The sequence below is a fragment of the Flavivirga algicola genome (genome assembly GCF_012910715.1).
In the GTDB taxonomy this organism is placed as follows: Bacteria; Bacteroidota; Bacteroidia; order Flavobacteriales; family Flavobacteriaceae; genus Flavivirga; species Flavivirga algicola.
On the sequence record NZ_JABBHF010000001.1, the window covers coordinates 518,877 to 540,712 of the forward strand.

The window sequence follows — 21,836 nt, forward strand, 5'->3', positions numbered from 1 at the left end:
AATAAAAAAACAATACAACATTATGGAACGAATTTCTTATACCGATATCCCAAAGGGCATGTTTGAAAACTTGAGAACTATAGAAGACTCATTAACTAATTCACCTCTTGAAAACAAACTCTTAGAACTTATAAAGCTTAGGGTTTCTCAAAAAAATGGATGCGCTTATTGTGTAGACATGCATTATAAAGAATTAAAACATACAGGCGAAACAGAATTACGTTTGTCTTCCTTATGCGTTTGGGAAGAAACCCCTTATTTTTCAAATAAAGAAAGAACAGCTTTAAAATTTGCAGAAACCGTTACAAAAATAAGTAGTGCACCAATCCCTGAAGCAGATTACCTAGCTTTATTAGAACATTTTAACAAAGATGAAATTTGCTACTTATCTCTTGCCATAACCCAAATAAATACATGGAACAGGCTCATGAAAGTGTTTCAATTCACACCTGGAAACTATGAAATAGAACATTAATTATGAATCAAAATATTATTAAATTATTTTTAAGGTTAGCCATTAGCATAGGGTTTCTTTCTGCTGTGGCCGATAGATTCGGGTTTTGGCAAAAAGAGGTATCTGCTTGGGGGAATTGGCAGTCCTTTTTAGATTACACACAGGTTATCAACCCTATAGTTCCAAAATCTCTTATTCCTTTTTTAGGAACAACCGCTACAGTCGCAGAAATCATTTTTGCCATAGGTTTACTAGTAGGTTGGAAAACCGAATTATTTGCAAAACTAAGCGGATACCTGCTATTAGTTTTTGCTTTGGCAATGAGTTTTTCAACAGGGATTAAAGGTGTTTTCGATTATTCCGTATTATCAGCTTCTGCAGCAGCTTTTGCTTTAAGCCTCATGAAAGAAAAATATTTTGAAATCGATGGGGTCTTAAGTAAGAAGTAGCTAAACGCAAGCATACTATTATTAGCACAATATCCCGTAAAAGGTAATATAAGTATTATTTTTTACGGGATATTTTCGTTTTTACAAGGATAAGATTTCAAAAAAAGGCGGATTCTATTTTATTTCTGTTAGATTTACGAGTAACTACTAACCCTCTAACCAAAAATACACAGATGACATCTTACACGATAAATGAAATTAATGACATTCTAAAAGGCGAATTAATAGGACATACCCTGCAATCAATTAATGGCCCCGAACAATTACAGAATGCCAGTATTAATCATATAACCTTCATAGGGAGTACAAAATATATTAAACATTGGGCCAGCTCAAAAGCCTGCGCTGCTGTTGTAAATGACAATTTAAATATCGAACCTGGAGATAATCGGGCATTAATTAAAGTAAAAAATGCCGATTTGGCCATGGCAAAAATTTTAGAACTTTATAATCCGTCTACACCAGAATTCGAAACCGATATCCACCCTACAGCTGTTATTCATGAAACTGCAAAAATAGGAGATGGTTGTAAAATTGGAGCCAACTGCTATATTGGCAAAAATGTAGAACTCGGCAGTGGTGTTATTCTATATGCCAATGTCTGTGTTTTTGATGAAACTACCATTGGGAACAATACCATTGTTTGGTCTGGAACAGTAATTCGAGAACGCTGTATTATTGGAAGTCATTGTATTTTTCATACGAATGTAAGTATTGGTGCAGACGGCTTTGGATATCGGCCAAGCGATGATGGGCGTGGACTTGTTAAAATACCACAAATTGGTAATGTTATTATTGGGCATTATGTTGAAATAGGTGCTAACTCTTGTGTTGATCGTGCCAAGTTTAGCGCAACAATTGTTGGAGATGGTTGTAAAATAGATAACCTGGTGCAAATTGCGCATAATAGTGTTATGGGACGTTCATGTATTATGGCTGGACATAGTGGACTAGCGGGTTCTGTAACTTTAGGAGATGGTGTTATTATTGGAGGCAGCGCCTCTATTAAAGACCATACAACCATAGAATCTGGTGCTACCGTTGGTGCGGGTTCTGGTGTTATGAATAATGTAAAAGCTGGAGAGACTGTTTTAGGCTATCCTGCACAAGATGCGAGAGATATGCTGAAGCAATGGGTTGTCATGAGAAAACTTGCTAAAAAATAGTTTTATCCTATTTTAAATAAAACAAAGTATGTATTTTCTTCTGTGTTTTATGTAACTTGCTTAACTGGTTCAATAATAACCATAAAAAATGGCTTTTGCCTTATATGTTATATATTAGGCTTTAAATGCCAATATGTTCTGTATAGTTAGCAAAACTGTTATAAAACGTTATATATTAAAATGAAGAACTTATTTTTAACGCTCTCAATATTGCTAAATTCAATTTTGGGACTATCACAACCATTAACCATTAATATTTCCGAAAATCACTTTAAAATAGATGAAGCAAACTCCTTAATAGTTTCTCATATTGAAAATATTGAAACTTATAATAATATTTCTGGCTTTAGTGAAGTCATTATGTCTTTAAACCAAAATGATTATAGCTTCAATTCCATACCAACTGCCTTGGAGTACTCAAATTCTTATTTAGTTACCGGGACAAGCACCGCTAATCAATACACATTATATTTTACACAACTACCCATTATTTCAATAGAAAGCTCCAGTACAATTTTAGACGAACCAAAAACACTTGCAAACTTTGTTTATGCTGACAATGAACAGATTTTAATATCTAAAATAGGCATAGAATTAAGAGGTGGATTTTCACAAAGTTTCCCTAAAAAAACTTACGATTTGGAATTTTGGGAAGATGACAACGGAGAGGACACTCATAATGTTCAATTTGGAAATCTGAGATCTGACGATGATTGGATACTAGATGCCTTATATAATGAGCCTTTAAGATTAAGAAGTTATGTTGCAAATAAATTGTGGCTTGATTTACATACCCCCAATTACCTAGAAGATGAGTCCAAAGCTAAATCTGGTGCAGATGTGAAGTATGTGGAGCTATTTTTAAATGGTGGTTATAATGGTATATATAATCTTTCTGAACAAGTTGATAAAAAACAATTAAAACTTAAAAGCTTTAAGGACGAAATAAGAGGTGAACTTTATAAAGGCGTATCTTGGGGAGGAGCTGTAAATTTTACAAGATTGCCCACTTATGATAATAGTAGTAGAATTTGGGGTGGTTATGAAATGAAATACCCCAAAGATGATGATATAACAGATTGGGATAATTTATATCAGTTTACAGATTTTGTAATGAATTCTTCTAACACCCAGTTTATTGATAATATCTGGGAAGAATTTGATTTTGATAATTATTCCGATTATTTCTTATTCCTTAATCTATTAAGAGCAACGGATAACACAGGAAAAAATGTTTACCTTGCTAAATATCAATCTGATGAACCCTACTTTTATGTTCCTTGGGATCTAGATGGTTGTTTTGGAACCATATGGAATGGCAATAATGAAAACATCACCAATGACATATTGATTAATGGATTAATTGATAGAGTTATAGTATTAAATCCAAATAATTCTGCCACAGCTATTTCAAATAAATGGTTTGAATATAGAAATAATGTTTTCGATAGTACTTCTTTGATTGAAGCCATTGAAACTCAATATGAATTTCTTTTAAACAATAAAATTTATGAAAGAGAAGCTTTAGTACACTCTAATTACCCATTTAGTGAACAAGATCTATTATATATGTTAAATTGGCTTGAAAATAGGTTAAATTATTTAGATACTTATTTTGGCAATATCTTATCGGTAAATGAAAATAATTCTAAGGAGAATAAAGTATCCATATTTCCCAATCCCATAAAAGACAAAATATATATAGCCAATATTAATTATTTAGCAGACAAAGAATACAAATTATTTAATTTTTCTGGAAAACTAATTAATCAGGGTAACATTAAAGAAAACTTTATACCCATTAAAAATCTAGAAAAAGGTTATTATTTCATGGTTTTAGATAATGAAACTTATAAACTTTTAGTAAAGTAACACAATAGTCACAAGTATTTATTTGTTATGTACTTTTAAAGCTCCAGCTTCATTCGTCGTTTGAGTAGCTCTAGCTCTGGTAAAGCAAAGTCTCCCTGCTTATCGTAACAAGCACGTATGTTATTTAGGTAAACATTCTGTAAATTTGAAACTCAACACAAAAAAATGGCAGAAAACAATTTACAAGAACAAATGCAGAAAGAAATGATTGAAAAAGACATATTCAATCAAATTAAAGCATATGCATTTGATTATGCTGATAAGTCGTTAGAAAGACATGTTTTTCCAACAGAAAATGCCATCGAGCAATTAAAAATATTCGATGAGGGCATTCCTGAAAACACGGGAAACTCAAAAGAAGTTTTAGATACTCTCCATAAATTTGGTTCGCCTGCAACAGTATCTCAAATTGGAGGTCGATATTTTGGATTAGTAAATGGTGGTATTATTCCAGTTGCCTTAGCAGCAAAATGGTTAAATGATTTCTGGGATCAAAACACACCTTTATATGTAACGTCTCCAATAACCTCAAAACTTGAAACCGTAGCCGAAAAGTGGTTAATACAACTTTTTAACTTGCCCAAAACAACAGTTGCAGGCTTTGTAAGCGGATCTTCTATGGCTATTTTATGTGGACTTGCAGCTGCAAGATTTAAAATTTTTCAGAGGTTAAACTGGGATATTAATGCTAAAGGATTTATTAATGCTCCAAAAATTAGAATCGTGGCAGGAAGACATGCCCATGGAACTGTTGTAAAAGCTGTAGCGTTACTTGGCTTTGGAAAAGATAATATAGAATGGGTAGATGTCGATAACCAGGGAAGAATCATTTTTGAAAAAATCCCAAAACTAGATGAAAACACCATACTGCTTCTTCAAGCTGGCAATGTTAATTCAGGTTCATTTGATGCCTTTAATGACATATGTGATATGGCGAAAAAAGCCAATGCTTGGATTCATATCGATGGCGCTTTTGGGTTATGGGCTGCTGGTTCGGAAAAACTCAAATATTTAACCGCTGGAATCGAAAAAGCAGATTCATGGTCTGTTGACGGTCATAAAACCTTAAACACACCATACGACAGTGGTATTGTTTTATGTAAAGACAGAGAGGCTTTGGTTTCTGCACTTCAAACAACAGGCTCTTATGTTGTATATGGAGAACAAAGAGATGGTATGCTCTATACTCCTGAAATGTCCAGAAGAGCAAGAGCCGTAGAGCTTTGGGCTACCATGAAATATTTAGGAAAACGGGGAATAGATGCATTGGTTTATGGATTACACTTAAGAGCCGTACAATTTGCCAAAGAACTTTCTGAATATGGATTCAATATACTAAACGATGTGGTGTTCAACCAAGTTTTAGTGGCTTGTGATAATGACCTTGAAACCGAAGCGACTCTTAAAAAGATACAAGAGTTAAGAGTATGTTGGTGTGGGGGTTCTCAATGGTTTGATAAAAAAGTCATTAGAATAAGCGTTTGCTCATGGGCAACCACCGAGGCAGATGTTACTCGTTCTGTTTTATCGTTTGTAAAGGCCAGGGAACAAATCTCAATAAAAAACAATTCATAAAAAATGATGGGGCTAACCGAAAAAACAATAGCACCTTACCAATAATAGCCATCAATTAAATGAGGCTCGAAATTCCAAAGGTGAAAGATTTGTTTTTGTTTTAAATAATTTACTAAACGATTGTGAATGTTCAAATCCTAGCTCATAAGCAATTTCACCAACCGATAAATCTGTTGTCGATAATTTTTCTTTTGCCTTTTCAATGAGCTTAACGTGTATATGCTGTTGTGTTGTTTGTCCTGTTAAACTTTTAAGCAAACTACTTAAATACCCCGAAGACATATTTAGGGAATTGGCGACATATTGAACCGTTGGTAAGCCATTATCTACGATAGCTTCACTGTTAAAATAATTATCAAGCAGCGCTTCAACTTCATTTAATTTATGATGACTTATTTTTTTTCTTGTAATGAATTGACGTTGATAAAATCGCTGAGCATAGTTGAGCAACAACTCTATTTGGGCTATGATGATATTCTGACTAAAATTATCAATATTATTTTCTATTTCTTGCTTAATATTTTGAAAAACCCCTTCAATAACACCTTCTTCTTTCTCAGACATAAAAAGTGCCTCATTTATTGAGTAATCAAAAAAATCATATTGCTTGATTGTTTTCAAAACGGAAGAATTCCAAAGGTAATCTGGATGAATGAGCAATAGCCAACCTGATGGTTTCAGATTGGCTTTTGTATTAGATTCTATACTCAGAATTTGTCCAGGGGCTATGAAAGACATTAGGCCTTGATCAAAATCATACTTTTGCTGACCATATCTTACTTTTCCAACATTTCTCTTTACACCAATAGAATAAAAATCAAAAATCCAATGCTCTCCAATATGTTCTGGAAATATTTTCGTAGCTCCATAGTCAACCAAACTCACCAAAGGGTGCAACGGACTAGGTATCCCCCTAATCTTGTGGAATTCACTTATAGTTTCAATCTTGCGTATTTTGTTTTTCATTTTACTTTCGAATTTACAGCAACATGCCACCAGAAACTTCAATGCGTTGACCATTAATCCATTGTGCCTCTTCTGTACAAAGAAAAGCTACAACACCACCAATGTCTTCTGCTTCTCCAACTCTCCCCAGTGCTGTAATATTAGCAATAATATCTCTTTTCCCTTGATCGTCCCTATTAACGCCTCCTCCAAAATCGGTAGCAATAGCACCAGGAGCGATAACATTAGAGGTAATTCCTTTATCTCCCAATTCTTTGGCTAAATATCTACTAAAAATTTCAACAGCTCCTTTCATGCAGGCATAAACAGATGATCCAGGCAAAGAAAACCGTGTTAATCCAGACGATATGTTAATAATACGGCCTTTACTATTGATATAAGATAAGGCTTTTTGCGTCAAGAAATATACTCCTTTAAAATGAATATTTAACATCTCGTCAAATTCTACTTCAGTAGTTTTTTCAATGCGCTGATTAACCCCCGTTCCAGCATTGTTTATAAGGAAATCAAAATTAGGGCTTCCATATTCAGTAGTAAGATAAGAGGTTACTTGATCAAAAAAGCTTTCAAACTCTTTTATTTTACTTGCATCTAACTGAAAAGCCTTTGCTTTTTGTCCATTATTCTGAATCTCGCGAATTACCTTATTAGCAGATTCTTTATTGCTATTATAAGTAATTATAACATCCATACCTTTTTTAGACAAGTTTATAGCCATATCTCTCCCTAAGCCACGACTACCACCTGTTACCAATGCAATTTTATTTTTTTCCATTTTTTAATAATTTTTGTTTTTGCAAAGTTTAGCAGAAACAAAAATTAATTTGTAGCCAAATTCAAGAATACTGTAGTCAAACTGTAGATTAGCAACTAATTCAATTCTATTTCACAATTATTCCAACCAAGCCTTAAAGTCTTTAACACGCTCTCTGGCTACTACAACCTCCTGTTCATGGTATGTGTTTAACTTTATTTGCAAACGTGAGTTGGTATAGCTTACCATATCTTTTATAGCATTAATGTTTACAAAGAATTTTCGGCTAATTCTAAAAAAAGTTTGAGGTTCTAGTTCATTTTCTAAATGCTCTAATGTTGTATCCAACAGATAGTTTCTACCTTCAGTGGTGTATAAGTATGTCCCTTTATTTTCGCTGTAAAAGCACTCTATATCATCAATATTGATAAGTTTTAAGTGCTGTCCAACCTTTACAGAAAAGCGTTTTTTATATTCTCGGTCTATCGGATTTACTAAAAGCTTTTTAATATCATTAAAATCTAAAGTTACTGCTTGCTTTTGAGGAGAACGCTCTTGATATTTTTTTACCGCTATTGCTAAATCATCTTCATCAATAGGTTTTAACAAATAATCTATACTATTTAATTTAAAGGCTTGCAGTGCATACTCGTCATAAGCTGTAGTGAAAATAACGGCACTTTTAATCTCTATAGATTCGAAAATTTCGAATGACAGACCATCACTTAATTGAATATCGAGAAAAATTAAATCGGGATGGGTATTATTTTGAAACCATTGTATCGATTCTTCAACAGAATGTAACAAGGTTTGAGCTTCCATATTCAATGTTTTCAACATGCGCTGCAAACGTCTTGCAGATGGTTTCTCGTCTTCAATAATGATCACGTTCATTTTTGTATCTGGTTTTGTTTATTATTGGTTATCGAAATAATTTAAGGTTAACAGATTATTTATTACGGTACTAGCTCCTTACATTGAAATAAAAATATGATTTGGAACACTATTTAATGGGCATCGTCATTCCCAGCGTTTTTTGTCTTTATCCAAAAACTCATTTATCTTGCGTTGCTCCCACTTTTTACCAAAAAATAAGTTTTTACCAAATACATTCAAAGCATGAAAGGCTAAGCCAATTCCCCAAAAGAGTGGTGTGGAAAACGTCCCAAAATGCCAAATACTATCGTTAGAGTTTATGACAATCATAACAAAAATAAATATATTTACAGCCACATACCAGAATGCATGCCAATAAAAACCTTTTATTTCTTTGAGTCTTTTTTGAGCTCTTAAGTAAGCATCTTCTCGCTTATATTCTTCTGATGTATAACGATCTCTTTTTTCCATTTCTTAAAATTTAGCCCCAACGCATTTTTTCCTCTTCCTCTTCTATAAACTCCTGTATTTTTCTTTCTTCCCATCTACGCCCTAAAATACCTGTATCTACAAATACATGATATGCATGGAAGCCTAAACCTACTCCCCAACCTGCCATTGGAAACCAAAACCATTGATATCCCCAACTTGTTTTATAATTAACAAAAGCTAAAAAAGGAATTACCAAGCAATACGCTATTAAATTATAATAAAAGCCTTTAATGTCTTCTACTTTTTTACGTGCTCTTAAATATTTACTTTCTATTTCTGAATCTGGTATTTTTTTCATGACTTCCTTATTTTTATTTCCAATGTCTATTATCTTCTTCTTCCCGCATATACTCCTCTATTTTACGTTTTTCCCAGTTTCTACCAAAAGCGCCGTCATTGACAAAAACCCTAAAAGCCTGAATGGCCAAACCAATACCCCAACCGAACATTGGAAACCAAAACCATTGAAAACCCCAAGACGTTCTATAGTTAATAAATATTAAAAACGGAATAACTAAACAATATGATATTAGGCTATAATAAAACCCTTTAAGTTCTTCTACATGGTTACGCGCTCGCACATAACTATCGTCCATTTCTGGTGTTGATCGTGATCTCATGACTATAATTTGTTTTGTAAGCATTGGTATAGCTACTGCAAAGCTATTTGCTTCTTTATTAATGTTTACTTTTCTATTCGTTAATAAATCGTAGCGCTGTTTTATATTATTAAGCCCCACGCCACTACTCTTTTTTACTATTTGTTTGGGTTGTAAATTGTTTTCGACAACCAAATTACCCTTGCTTTCATAAATTTTTATGTGCAAAGGTTTACTAGACATTACCATATTATGTTTCACGGCATTTTCTAAAAGTAATTGTAATGATAACGGCACTACTTTACTTTCTGGATTGAATGCTTTTTCTGGCATATCAAAAACGATGCTGTCTTCAAAACGCATTTTCACCAAAGACATATAAGTTTTTGCAAATTGTAATTCTTCATCAACAGTTACCAACTCTTTATCTTTCTGTTCCAAAACATAACGGTATACTTTAGATAAAGAGGTGGTAAACTTCTGGGCATTATCTGGATTTTCTTCTATTAAACTGGTTAGTACATTTAAACTATTGAATAAGAAATGTGGATCTAACTGATTTTTTAAGGCATCAAATTTAGCACTTGCAGTTCCAGCTATAACCTTTTGCTCTTTTATCCTATTTTGTTGATACTTATTATAGATGTAAAAAACATGAAAAATAATAACAAGAGTTAAGGTTACCCATAATCCAAATTGATACGATTTAAACGTTTCATTAGCAATAAATTCATAAAGTGATTCTCCTTTAAGGCTTAAAGCCGTAATCATTCTCAGTACAAACAGGCCAATTAACGTAACAACAGTAGACCCTATAATTCCTAGTATAATGCGCTTAGCTACTTGTCCTTTTTTCCAATTAAGCCCATTAAAATAATTGAAGAAGTACATATTGGAAAACCCCAGAACAAAAGAGTATAATTGATTAAAAACAAATTCAATTAAAAATTCATTAAGACTATTGAAATGAAATCCATCATCTGATAGGAAATTGCTTATCACAAAAATGATACATCCAATAACAAATATGATAAAGATATTCTTAATTGATTTTGTCATAACCTTTTTTATAAGATCTAAATTATTTTCTGCAAGATGCTAATACTTGAGCAGCGCGTTCTTTACCCCAATTAGGGTGAAATGGTGTTTCTGGCTTAAAGTTAACAAAAAGTTCTATGGCTCTTTCCAGATCTTTACAAAATGGTGTTGTGTCTTGTCCAAAATAGCGTGCACTCCCCATGTTCCATTCTGCCTGACAATAAACAACTCTTGGATTTTTTGGTGCAATTTGTGATGCTCTAGCATATAGTTCAACTACCTTTCCAGATAAAGTTGCTCCATATGTAGCACCGTCAAAAGCCACCCACGCTGTGTGTAACAATGCTTGCATCACTAAAATTTCTGGATTGTCTTTTGAGATAGCTGTAGCATCATTAATTAAATCCTGAGCTTTTTTTAATTGTGCCGTTAGCTTCTTTTCATCTTTTTCTCCAAAACTGCTAGTAATATTAATTTGAGCAGCATAATACGATGGCAGCCAATTATCCGATTCTGCCTTCGCTATACGTTCGAACATATTTGACGCTTCGATCGGATTATTGCTTCCCCAAAGTTCGAAAGCCTTTTGCATACCTTTTTCATAATTAGTTTGAGAATGTATAAATCCTGAAACCAATAGTGTTGTAATAATGATTAGATGTTTCATGTATTTGTATTTATATTAAATTAATTATGAGGTAAATATCTTATCCTACTACTTATTTTTAAAAACCAACTTACCGAACTGTTATTTTTTACAGATGAAATGTTAAACCTTAACCACACATACTTAAAAGTTATTAAATTAGTAGATATCTATTAAAAAATCTGGCATGAAAAAATCACTCCTTCTCTTTATAACCCTAATATTTGGGAGCTTTTTAAATATGAACCATGCCCAAATTATGACTCTTGAAAATAAAATTGTTATAGGCTCTATAGATAGTTTACAATCTAATGTACTTAACGAACAACGGAAAATTTGGGTTCATGTACCTAATACCCTAAAAGGGTCAAAAGAAAAATACCCTGTAATTTATTTATTAGATGGTGATGCACATTTTGTTTCTGTTACAGGTATGCTAAGACAGATGAGCTCTATAAACGGTACCACTAAAGTTCCTAAAATGATTGTAGTGGCTATCCCCAATACAGATAGAATGCGTGATTTAACACCTACACATGTTGAAAATGGCAAACGTCCCAATACATCTGGTGGGGGTATAAAATTTATGGATTTCTTAGAAAACGAACTCATACCGTATATAAATAATAAGTATCCTGTAAACCAATACCGCACACTTATAGGGCATTCTCTGGGAGGCTTAACAGCCATTAACATACTTCTTAAACGTCCGCACCTTTTTAACAACTTTATTGCTATAGACCCGAGTTTATGGTGGGACAATCGTCGCGTTTTAAACGAGGCCACTAATACCTTAAGTTCAAAATCATTTGAAAACAAATCACTTTTTATTGGAATTGCCAATACTATAATGAATACAGAGCATTCAATTAACACTGTTGAGGGTGATACAGGTGAAAGAACTAATCATATCCGTGCTATTTTAAAATTCTGTAAAGCCATTGTTCCCGAATCTAAAAATAAATTAAATTTTGATTATAAATATTATGATAAAGATACGCACGGTAGTGTGCCACTAATTACAGAATACGATGCTTTTCATTTTCTTTTTTCGTGGTACAACATAGGAGAGAAATTTAATATTATAATTGATAAAAAAACATCGACAAAAAAAGCTTTAAAAATTATTAATGAGCATTATAAAACTATATCCGAAAAGTTTGGTTATACTGTGCCTCCTAGTGAAGATTTGGTAAATCAATTAGGCTATGGATTTATGAATCAAGAAAAGAACGACAAGGCTTTAGCCTTTTTTAAATTAAATGTTGAGAATTTTCCAAATAGCTCGAATGTTTATGATTCTTTAGGTGATTACTATGTTGCACAAAACGAAAATAAAAAAGCGATTGATGCCTATACCAAAGCTATGGAGACGAATGGGGGCAATGACTACTCCCAAGAAAAGCTGGATAGGTTAAAAATGTAATAATTAAGGGATAGTGTCTATTCTATAAAACTAAGGTTTGAAAAAACGTTTAAATGTTTTTTCAAACCTTAGTTTACATATTTATATCCAACTATTTATTAACCCTTATTGTTATCCCTCATTAAACTTAAAGAATATAGGCAATGCATAAGCTACTTTTACTGGTTTACCACGCTGGGTACCTGGTTTCATCTTAGGTAATAATCCAATAATACGTTCAGCTTCTTCTTCTAAAATTTTATCTGGCCCTCTAGATTTCACTCCAGTTATATGCCCATTAGAATCTATGATGAATATTATTGATACACGTCCCTGTATCCCTAAATCTAAAGCTTCTTGCGGGTATTCAAAATTTTTAATCACATGCTCCTGCATTTTCTGTTGAAAACAATCTTTCATTTTCTTTTTTGATTGTCCTTCACATCCAGGAAAAACAGGTACATTTTCTATAACGGCAAAAGCCACTTGTACTTCTTCCTCTACTTCCTCTACCTCTACGTCACTTACCTCAACGATATCTCGTATAGCTTCTTCTTGTGATGTTTCAGTACTTTCAATAATAGTTTCTTCTATCTCTTCAACATCGTCAACAATTTGAATAGATTGCTGAACAGCTACTGGTGGCGGTGGCGGTGGCGGGGTGTTCACATTAACAATAGGAATATCCTCCTGCAGCTCAGTTTCTACTTCTAAGAGATCTATAACCACATCATCTTTTTCGTAAGTTTTATATTCTAAAGCTTGCCAAGAAAAAAGTAACATGATGTTAAGACCTATAGCAAAATAGATACTACTGTTTCTACTTATTTCCAATTTTGGATTCTTTTTAGCTTCCATGACCCTAATATTTATTGATAGTTAATACTATCATTAATTACTAGTTTAAAATTATCATATTATCACAAAAACAACTATGACATTTATCATATCTCAAAAAAATCAATATATTTTAACAATGTCATATTTTAAACATGTGATACTAATTGAAAACTGTTTATATATTAATTACACTTTACTTATAAAAAAGTATAACTAGAGCGTTTTTTCTTAAAATAACCTGAAATGACAATAGTCTTGTTCCAAGACTTAGGATGCAATAAAAACTTCAGAAACCTACCAAGAAAACAATATATAGTTTCCTTTAGAACTTCACTTGAAAAGATATTAAACCTTATACTAATTCTAAAAAATGAAAATGGAAAGTATTTTTTTAAATTAAGCGCTTAAGGGAAGCCAGACAAAACTTTGCAAAATGATGAGCAGACATACACTATATAAAAAATGTCTCGCTCTGAAACCTTTATGGTTATTTAAAGCGAGACCTATTTATCTTTATTTTCAACAGTACTACATGTAAATAAAACGAACCCGTTAATTATTTACACCTTGCGCATCACTTATAATGCGGTCTATAAAATCTGGATTAATGTATAGCGTCCTAGCCAGATTATATAAAACCTGTACCTCACTTTCATCAATGACACCATCTGCGTAAGATATAATAGATAAATCTCTAAGCATATTAAGCTTTTGCATAACAGATAATACAACATCCAGATCTTGAGCAAGTGTTTGTACCTCACGTATCATTTCTCCTCTTTCAAGTTCTTTAACAGTTATGATGCAGTTCGCAAAAACTTTAGGAGCTACAATGGAGCTTAACGCTTGAATTTCGGAATCATCTACAACACCATCTGCTTCAGCAATTAAATAGCCACTAAGGAACATAAAACGCTGTATTTTTTCTGATTGTTCGCTATCACCTTCTAAATTTTCTGGTTCCATTAACGACATAATACGCTTAATTTCTGTCTCCATGGCTTCTTCAGTAATTTCACCTGTTATAGCTTCATTAAAAGCAGCATAGGTTTCACTTTTATTAAAAAGCTCTAAAGCTTTGATTCGTAACGGACTAAAAGGATGCGTTGTATACCAATCTGAAGGGTCATGAGTGGCATCATTTAAAACCTCTTCTAAATCTGCAAACTGACCTATGTATTCATTTAGTTGAAAGTCTAAAGAGTCTGTAGTAACTCCAGACGATAATTTAAAGAAAGTACGCCCAGCAGCTTCAAAACTTTGACAACATAATAGCCCTGCTCTATCCGCACTTATTTCTGCGTTTCTATTCCAAGCATACAATTTCATGGCATGGATTGGAGCTAAATCATCATTACCTTCATCTAAAATCTGTCTAACGGGATAATTAAAGTGCTCAAAAAGTACATGGCCAATTTCATGCCCTACCACAAAAGCTAATTCATCTTTAGAGAAGCGTTCTAAAATCCCAGAAGATAAAATAATATATAATTTATCATCATCTGGTGGGTAACAAGATGCATTAAACATATCACCTTGGTAAACAAAAAACTCGATATCCCCTTTGAGCTTTAGTACTATTTTACAATGCTCACCAATTTCATGAAGTACAGGAGCTAAGGTTTTTGTTAGTCTTAAACTTGACTTTAACAGGTGCTTACGCGACTTAAATTTGCCATTATTCTGATTAATTCTTTCTAAGGTACTTTGTATTAATTCATCTTTTTCAAAATCAATAACATAATCCCTATCACCATCATATACCAATAAATTTAGGTCTATATCGGCTCTATCATTACTATAAATTTGTGGTACATTATCTGTTACAGCTTTCAGGTTCATTGCATTAATCTCTTCAATTCTTTTAGTGAATTTTTCTGCTAATTCTGACGCTATATTTTGAAAAGTAATACTTGCTTCTTCCATTTGTTGACGATTTCCCAAGGCTTGGGCATCATTTATATCTGTCAACATTTTTTCTCGAGCAGAACTTAAAGCTGTTTGATGTTCTTTTTCTAAATCTGAAATTGTTTCTGATAGGTAAGACATAAGTAGGTTACTATATTTTAGTAAGTAAATGTATATTTTATAATTATTCAATCTATCACTATAAATAGTGGTTTTATTAAAAATTCATTCATTCATAAACCTCACACGCAATTTTAACGTATATATATACGCTAGGTGTTATATAAACTTACACATGAAGACGAAAATTGTAATCATATTGTTTTTAACCTTGGTAGGATTTTCATTTAAAACAATCAAAAAAGGAACCATTACTATTCAAAAAACACCGATTGAATGGGTTAATAACCTTAAAGGAGACTTCTCTTTTAAGAAAAAATGGAGCTACCCCGAATTCATATATAAAAACAGGTTTGGACAACTAAGCTGTGATGGAGATTGTCCAGCTGAAGTTGACCTAATGAAAGATGAATCGGGTAAAATTTATAAAGATTCGTTACAGGTTTTTTATAAAATTGTTGATACAACACACATATTCCACTCTTTAAAATCTGAAAGTAATCTGTACGAATATGCAGGAACTAATTTTATTGAATTTGAGACATTAGAAAACGGCATCATTAAAGGAGAATCATCAAATAACGTTTCAACGCATAGTAGTCTTGTTTTAGAATTTCAAAACGATTCTTGCTCGGCTTGGATTGACTTTAATAGCATTAGACATTCAACAAAGCATATTCTTCCTTTAGAAAAAGGCACTATTAAAATAGATAAAATATTATTCAATAAAGGCATCATAAAAGCTGTATTCGATTTTAAGTTTAAAAACACTTTAGAATCTGACAAAACCCTCTTTTGGAAAGGACAGATTTATGATGAAATAGACATTGAATAAAAAATATTAAGACATTAATCCATAACCTCAAGAACCAAATGAATAAAAAACTAAACATTTTAGGAATCAATGGGAGTGCAAGTAGTAACTCCTCGAGCCTTGCAATTTTGAAAAGTATTGCATTAAAAGGGAAGTCTGATTTCGACTTAACCATTTTAGACAACTTGGCTCAATTGCCACATTTCAAGACCGAGTTGACTGATGATAATATTCCAGCAAAAATAAAAGTATTTCGAGATCTAATAGAAAATGCAGACGGTATAATAATTTGTACGCCAGAATATGTTTTTAGCATCCCCAGTGGGTTAAAAAATGCTATTGAATGGTGTGTTTCTACAACAGTGCTTTCTAACAAAAAAATGGGCCTGATAACAGCTTCCGCAAGTGGAGTAAAAGCCCATGCAGAATTAAAATTGATTATGAAAGCCATTCAAACCAATTTCACAAATGACACCACATTACTAATACAAGGTGTTAAAGGAAAAATGAACAAAAAAGGCAAAGTTATTGACCATAAAACCGAAGCTGAATTGGATACATTTGTTCAATCATACAAAAAACTAATTAAAACGGTTGTAAGCAATCCTATATGGTAAAAAGTAGTTTGAACAATAGCTTCTTCTGCTTAGCCGCTATGCGTTTAAAGTAGCATACTTCCAAAATAAACAAATTTATGTTTTTTGTCAATAGTTTTTCTATTCAAGTTGTTTAAATCTCGAAATAACTTGAATAGAAATATTTGCTTATTTAAAAATGTTGTATATATTTGCATACTAAATATTAAGTATATATAGTATGAGTTATTCATTGTCATTTTCTAAAGCAGTGCTCGTTGTCATTTTTATCTCTGATAAAATAAGGCAAGGACAATATGAATTTCTTTCTACTAAAACTATTTCTGAAATATTGAATATACCGAAACCAACCTTGGTGAAGATTTTACAAAACCTTTCGATTGCTGGTATAGTTGAGACTAAGGAAGGTAAGCAAGGCGGTATCAGATTGATGAAAAAACCTTCTCAAATCACCATACTTGATATTTTAAATGCCATGGAAACTGGTAAACCGCTATTTCAAACGTCATTTAACATTATGGCAGAAGGTAAAAGACCTAATAATGCACAAAAATCAATTTCAGGCTTATTAGAAAATGCTGAAAAACAAATGAAACATATACTGAATCAAAAAACAATAGAAGAAGTATTAATTGAAATGGGACATTAATATTTTTTAATCTTAACTAAATATAATAAATATATTGTATAACAATTAAAACCATATAAAAATGAAACACTTAAAAACAGGAATTGCAACTATTGTTTTGATACTTAGTATCAACTTTTATTCATCTGCACAAGAAGCTAATAGTAAAACAAAAATCAGTATTGAAATAGATCCAGCAACATTTGCGTTCAAAGGCTATAGCTTTCACTTACGATTGCAACCTAAAGATTGTGAACATCTTTTATTTGGTTTTGGTACCTATGCTATGGACATGCCAGATCTTCTTGTAGATTTTAATAGCAAGAATAAGAATAAGGGATGGGATGTTCGGTTAAATCAAGGATATAGTTTATTTGGTGAACATCATTTTTCAAAAGTAAACCACAAATGGTTTATAGGGTCTCAAATCGGAGTCCAAGAATTTAAAATACAAAACAGTCATGTTAATGGAAAAGAAAAATTCACTAATATACTTGCTATGGCTTATTTTGGTTATACCATAAAACCATTTAAGAATAATCTATATATAAAACCTTGGGCTGGTGCAGGCTATACATCAAAAATATCTGGGAACAACACTTTAGGAGCTTCTGAGTATGACATTGCCCCCATAACCATGTTCGCAACACTTCATATTGGTTACGCTTTTTAAATCGTTCATGTTCTGCCCACTATTGTATCTGATTTATATAAAAAACGTATCTACTGTAACGGTCATCTTTCTGCTGTGTCTAAATTATAAAGCACGTATAATTTAACAAAAGAAATTTTATGATTTACAAAACACATTTAAAATTACTCATGGTCACACTATTTTGTATGACTTCAATGATTACTAATGCTCAAATAAAAAAATCAAAAGAGATGACACCAGAACAGAAAAATGTATTAAGTACTATTGAAAAAATGACAGAAGCTTTTCAAAAAAAAGATATCGATCGCGTTATGTCCTGCTATGAGCCCAATGCTGTAGTTGTATTTGAACCTGAAACGCCAATATCAGATACAAACGTTTTGCAAGAAATGTTTACAGGTATGTCTATGGTAAATCCTATATTTAGTTACAGTGGACATGAAGTTTTTATTACAGGAAACATTGCAACACATATAGCCCCTTGGCAAATGACAGCAAAAGCCCCAGACGGAACCAAAATTGAACAAAGCGGATTGTCTGTTGCTGTATTAAGAAAACAAAAAGATGGCCAATGGCTCATGATATTGGACAATCCCCATGGTCAGTTTTTAATGAATAAATAAAAACATTCTAATAAACATTTTGTCTTTGTATATGCAAAGACAAAATGTTATATTTTTAAAAATTAAAATGGATAAAAAATCATTTGACATAACAACTTCAGATACTCTTTTAATAGAACAATCTCTCGCAGGCAATAAGGAAGCTTTGGAAAGCCTTATTAAAAAACATCAAGATTGGATTTATAATGTGGGCTTAACCTTTGTTGGTGATAGAGATGAGGCTGCAGACCTAACACAGGAAGTTTTAATAAAAATCGTTACAAAATTAGATTCATTTAAACAAAAAAGTGCATTTAAAACCTGGATATATCGCATTGTAAAAAACCATTTCTTTAATATGAAAAGAGGAAAAAATGAAACCATTCCTCTAACATTTGAAGCATTCGGACAAGGACTTGACCAACTACCAAATGAATCGCTTTCTAACTATTCCTTCGAAGCTGAAAATAAAGTTTTAGTAGAAGAAGCAAAAATTAGTTGTATGAAAGGTATGCTGCTATGTCTTGACAGAGAACAACGAATGATTTACATTATTGGAGAGTTGTTTGAATTTACAGATACTATAGGCAGTGAGATCATGGAAATTTCAAAGGAAAACTTTAGGGTTAAACTCCATAGAGCAAAAAAACAGCTTTATAATTTCATGGATAATAAATGTGGCCTTATAAATAAAAGTAACCCCTGCCGTTGTGCCAGAAAAACAGCAGGTTTTATAAAAATGGGGTATGTTGATCCAATAAATTTACATTTTCAAAAAAATACCATTGCTAAAATTAACAACATAATTGACGAAAAATTGGAAACTTATAAGGGAGAGGTAATATCCGAATATCAAAAACTATTTCAAGAACATCCTTTTTTACAAAGCCCAGACAAGTTAGAATCCATAAAAAACTTACTGGCTTCAAAAACTATAAAAGAAACATTTAATTTCGAATAAAACCTCATAAAGGCTATCTGATTTGTATAAATTTCTAAAAGAATCAACATCCCCTTAATCTTTATAAGTTATCCAGTTGATTACTTTTCTTATCCTCACTAATAGTCCAAAAGAAACCTACAAAAAAGAATTGATCTGTTGCTGGTCGTAAAGCACGTCTATTAAAATGACCGTTCATATCTGGTGTATTGGCATACTGATAGCCATTTATATTTCTAAACCCTAAAACATTGTTTACAGAAGCATATAGTATTTTTTGCGGACTAATTAAATACGCCCAATTAATACTCAAGCTATTATAAGGTTTTGTTTTATTGTTTAAAAACCCTGTCTCATTTGGGTTTGTGTAAGTTCTACCAGATGCTAAGGCATAGCTTATACCAACCTGGCTTCTCCAATCGTCAATCCAATATTTCCCAACAACCGATAGGTTATGGGTATTTGCAAAGTTTGGTTGCGATTTGGTTAAATAGTTATTATAATCTCTCTTAGTGTCCAATAAAGAATAGCTTAGCCAGTAATCAAAATTTTTAATGCTTTTGCTATCCCTCCAAAAAAAATCGATTCCTTTGGCAAAACCAAACCCTTCATTATTAAAATGACTATCAGGATTTGCAAACTCGGTATCATATTTCACTAAATTATCATACTTCTTGTAATAGGCTTCTGCTCTAAATAACCTTCTATCTGCATTATATTGATAATTAAAAATATAATGGGATGTATTTTGAGTTTTTAAATCCTGACTAAACTTCAGAATATTGCTTGACGGGTTTTGATAGAAATTACCATACGCCAACGATATTTGGCTCTTATCAGACGTTTTATAGGCTAAAGACAATCTTGGCGCTAGAGTGAAGTCTTTAAAAATCTCACTATACTCACCTCTTATTCCCGATTTAAATGCTAACTTTTTAGATATAAAAATATCAGCTTCAGCATAAACTGCAGCTATATTATTGTTGTAACCATATGTAGCATTGTTAATGGTATTATCTGAATAGTTTTCTGTAAAATCGGTTGCAAAGTATTCCCCTCCAAAATAAAGTTTCAATCGGTTACTGATTCTGTTTTTAAATTTTAATTTGGCATGCATTGAGTTTTCAGTGTCTTTAATAACACTTTCAATAATATTCAAATTGTTTTTTGCATGCGTATAACTTACGCCTCCAAACAATGTCCAAGTATCATTTAAAGCCCCTTGATACGAACCGTTAACATAAACATTATTGTTATTTAATTTAAAATAAACGCCATCGCTATTATTAATATCTTCTTGCATTAATTCAAAATTAGTAGCATCAAAAGCTCCATAAAGTTTAAACAAACCAGCATTTGTTTTTTTTCTAAAAACAGCCTCACCTGAAGCAGTTTCAAAAGGTTTTATCCAATCATTCCTATTTGGAAATATGGCATTGTAAGGTGCTAGGTTTATATAAGATGCATTTACACTCAACGAGCTGTTTTCCCATTTCTGGGTATTGCCAAGTGTAGCCCCCACACTCATAATCCCAATATCTGTTTTTTCCTGATCGGGTTCATCAATAGTATTTAACAACAATACACTTGATAGTGCCTGACCAAACTCTGCCGAGTAACCACCTGTGGAAAATGTAATCCCGTCAAATAAAAATGGTGAATAACGTCCACGAGTTGGCGCATTGTTTGTTGTGGGTGTGTAGGGCGTAAATACACGGATACCATCAATAAAAATCTGTGTTTCATTTGCATCACCACCACGTACAAATAATCGTCCATCTTCTGCCACTGTTGTCGTTCCTGGCAGTGTTTGCAAGGCGCCAACAAAATCACCTAAAGCACTTGCTGTTGTAACAACATCCAAAGGTTTTAATACGTTAACTTTACTATTATCGCCTGCTGAGAAAGTTCCCGCAGACAAAACCACTGCATCTAAGGTACTCACATCATCGCGAAGTTTAACTACCAAGTCTTTCATATAAGACACATCCCCAACCATGGTAAATGTTTCATAGGACAAGTAGGATATGATTAAAGTTTGCGTTCCCTCCTCGGGCGTTGTAAATGAAAACATGCCATTTTCATCGGTGGTGCTTCCATCATAAGTACCTTCCAGATAAATATTAGCACCTGTTATCGGAACATTTTTCGAATTGAAGACCGTTCCATTAATGGTTTTTTGAGCATGTATTTGAATTGATATGAATACCAAAATGATGATTAAAATATTTTTCATGAGTAATTATTCTGTTGTCCATTTTTAATTGATGATGCAAATTTGCAACAGAACTATGACTGAATAAATTCAATATAACCGAACTGTGAATTTTTGATGATGAATTGAATTTTTACAAAAAAGCACCCAAAGTCATCTGTAGATATTTTTGACAATAAGTACTTATATTTTTTGGAGATTTATCTAAATTAAATATCCATTCCTT

General features: G+C 32.5%; 22 protein-coding genes. 12 read left to right on the forward strand and 10 right to left on the reverse strand.

Annotation, left to right across the window (positions count from 1 at the left end):
• The first annotated feature begins 22 nt into the window (after positions 1 to 22).
• From HHX25_RS02040 to HHX25_RS02060, 5 genes are all read left to right on the forward strand, one after another.
• On the forward strand, positions 23 to 475 hold the full coding sequence (locus HHX25_RS02040) for a carboxymuconolactone decarboxylase family protein (RefSeq protein ID WP_169669552.1): 453 nt from the start codon (positions 23 to 25) through the stop codon (positions 473 to 475).
• 2 nt (positions 476 to 477) lie between these two features.
• On the forward strand, positions 478 to 903 hold the full coding sequence (locus HHX25_RS02045; protein WP_169669554.1) for a DoxX family protein: 426 nt from the start codon (positions 478 to 480) through the stop codon (positions 901 to 903).
• Positions 904 to 1,076: 173 nt separating this feature from the next.
• Positions 1,077 to 2,069, forward strand: a complete 993-nt coding sequence (gene lpxD / locus HHX25_RS02050; RefSeq protein ID WP_169669556.1) for a UDP-3-O-(3-hydroxymyristoyl)glucosamine N-acyltransferase — start codon at positions 1,077 to 1,079, stop codon at positions 2,067 to 2,069.
• A gap of 180 nt (positions 2,070 to 2,249) precedes the next feature.
• Positions 2,250 to 3,941, forward strand: coding sequence for a CotH kinase family protein (locus HHX25_RS02055; protein ID WP_169669557.1), 1,692 nt, complete (start codon positions 2,250 to 2,252; stop codon positions 3,939 to 3,941).
• Positions 3,942 to 4,106: 165 nt separating this feature from the next.
• Positions 4,107 to 5,516, forward strand: coding sequence for a pyridoxal phosphate-dependent decarboxylase family protein (locus tag HHX25_RS02060; RefSeq protein ID WP_169669560.1), 1,410 nt, complete (start codon positions 4,107 to 4,109; stop codon positions 5,514 to 5,516).
• A 51-nt stretch (positions 5,517 to 5,567) separates the two neighbouring features.
• Here the strand turns inward: HHX25_RS02060 and HHX25_RS02065 are convergent, their stop codons facing one another.
• From HHX25_RS02065 to HHX25_RS02095, 7 genes are all read right to left on the reverse strand, one after another.
• Positions 5,568 to 6,482, reverse strand: a complete 915-nt coding sequence (locus tag HHX25_RS02065; RefSeq protein ID WP_169669562.1) for a helix-turn-helix domain-containing protein — start codon at positions 6,480 to 6,482, stop codon at positions 5,568 to 5,570.
• Between the two features lie 13 nt (positions 6,483 to 6,495).
• The gene (locus tag HHX25_RS02070; RefSeq protein WP_169669564.1) at positions 6,496 to 7,257 is read right to left on the reverse strand and encodes an SDR family oxidoreductase; all 762 of its coding nucleotides are present in this window, start codon (positions 7,255 to 7,257) and stop codon (positions 6,496 to 6,498) included.
• A gap of 117 nt (positions 7,258 to 7,374) precedes the next feature.
• Positions 7,375 to 8,130: a LytR/AlgR family response regulator transcription factor gene (locus HHX25_RS02075; RefSeq protein WP_169669565.1), complete on the reverse strand. Its 756-nt coding sequence runs from the start codon at positions 8,128 to 8,130 to the stop codon at positions 7,375 to 7,377.
• 126 nt (positions 8,131 to 8,256) lie between these two features.
• A complete protein-coding gene (locus tag HHX25_RS02080; protein ID WP_169669566.1) occupies positions 8,257 to 8,583 on the reverse strand; it encodes a 2TM domain-containing protein in 327 nt (108 codons plus the stop codon).
• Positions 8,584 to 8,593: 10 nt separating this feature from the next.
• A complete protein-coding gene (locus HHX25_RS02085; protein ID WP_169669568.1) occupies positions 8,594 to 8,902 on the reverse strand; it encodes a 2TM domain-containing protein in 309 nt (102 codons plus the stop codon).
• Between the two features lie 13 nt (positions 8,903 to 8,915).
• Positions 8,916 to 10,262, reverse strand: a complete 1,347-nt coding sequence (locus HHX25_RS02090) for a 2TM domain-containing protein (protein WP_169669570.1) — start codon at positions 10,260 to 10,262, stop codon at positions 8,916 to 8,918.
• A 22-nt stretch (positions 10,263 to 10,284) separates the two neighbouring features.
• The gene (locus tag HHX25_RS02095; RefSeq protein ID WP_169669572.1) at positions 10,285 to 10,908 is read right to left on the reverse strand and encodes a hypothetical protein; all 624 of its coding nucleotides are present in this window, start codon (positions 10,906 to 10,908) and stop codon (positions 10,285 to 10,287) included.
• Between the two features lie 166 nt (positions 10,909 to 11,074).
• On the opposite strand from HHX25_RS02095, the gene HHX25_RS02100 reads away from it, so the two are divergent.
• The gene (locus HHX25_RS02100; protein WP_169669574.1) at positions 11,075 to 12,313 is read left to right on the forward strand and encodes an alpha/beta hydrolase-fold protein; all 1,239 of its coding nucleotides are present in this window, start codon (positions 11,075 to 11,077) and stop codon (positions 12,311 to 12,313) included.
• Positions 12,314 to 12,424: 111 nt separating this feature from the next.
• On the opposite strand, the gene HHX25_RS02105 is transcribed toward HHX25_RS02100, so the two are convergent.
• Together HHX25_RS02105 and HHX25_RS02110 are read right to left on the reverse strand one after the other, a co-directional pair.
• A complete protein-coding gene (locus HHX25_RS02105; RefSeq protein ID WP_169669576.1) occupies positions 12,425 to 13,150 on the reverse strand; it encodes an energy transducer TonB in 726 nt (241 codons plus the stop codon).
• Positions 13,151 to 13,684: 534 nt separating this feature from the next.
• Positions 13,685 to 15,181, reverse strand: coding sequence for a M48 family metallopeptidase (locus HHX25_RS02110; protein WP_169669579.1), 1,497 nt, complete (start codon positions 15,179 to 15,181; stop codon positions 13,685 to 13,687).
• Positions 15,182 to 15,335: 154 nt separating this feature from the next.
• Here HHX25_RS02110 and HHX25_RS02115 point away from each other — a divergent pair, with 154 nt between their 5' ends.
• The 6 genes from HHX25_RS02115 (at position 15,336) to HHX25_RS02140 (ending at position 19,416) form a co-directional block, all read left to right on the forward strand.
• Positions 15,336 to 15,995 carry a hypothetical protein gene (locus HHX25_RS02115; RefSeq protein WP_169669581.1) on the forward strand — a complete coding sequence of 220 codons (660 nt, stop codon included), beginning with the start codon at positions 15,336 to 15,338 and terminating at the stop codon, positions 15,993 to 15,995.
• 38 nt (positions 15,996 to 16,033) lie between these two features.
• A complete protein-coding gene (locus HHX25_RS02120) occupies positions 16,034 to 16,591 on the forward strand; it encodes an NADPH-dependent FMN reductase (RefSeq protein WP_169669583.1) in 558 nt (185 codons plus the stop codon).
• 199 nt (positions 16,592 to 16,790) lie between these two features.
• Positions 16,791 to 17,219: an RrF2 family transcriptional regulator gene (locus HHX25_RS02125; protein ID WP_169669585.1), complete on the forward strand. Its 429-nt coding sequence runs from the start codon at positions 16,791 to 16,793 to the stop codon at positions 17,217 to 17,219.
• Between the two features lie 61 nt (positions 17,220 to 17,280).
• Positions 17,281 to 17,871 (forward strand): hypothetical protein, encoded by a 591-nt coding sequence (locus HHX25_RS02130; protein ID WP_169669587.1) that lies wholly within the window; start codon positions 17,281 to 17,283, stop codon positions 17,869 to 17,871.
• Between the two features lie 149 nt (positions 17,872 to 18,020).
• Positions 18,021 to 18,476, forward strand: coding sequence for a YybH family protein (locus HHX25_RS02135; protein ID WP_169669589.1), 456 nt, complete (start codon positions 18,021 to 18,023; stop codon positions 18,474 to 18,476).
• Between the two features lie 67 nt (positions 18,477 to 18,543).
• Positions 18,544 to 19,416, forward strand: a complete 873-nt coding sequence (locus HHX25_RS02140) for an RNA polymerase sigma factor (RefSeq protein ID WP_169669591.1) — start codon at positions 18,544 to 18,546, stop codon at positions 19,414 to 19,416.
• A 61-nt stretch (positions 19,417 to 19,477) separates the two neighbouring features.
• Here the strand turns inward: HHX25_RS02140 and HHX25_RS02145 are convergent, their stop codons facing one another.
• Positions 19,478 to 21,631 carry a TonB-dependent receptor gene (locus HHX25_RS02145; protein ID WP_169669593.1) on the reverse strand — a complete coding sequence of 718 codons (2,154 nt, stop codon included), beginning with the start codon at positions 21,629 to 21,631 and terminating at the stop codon, positions 19,478 to 19,480.
• Between the last annotated feature and the right edge of the window lie 205 nt (positions 21,632 to 21,836).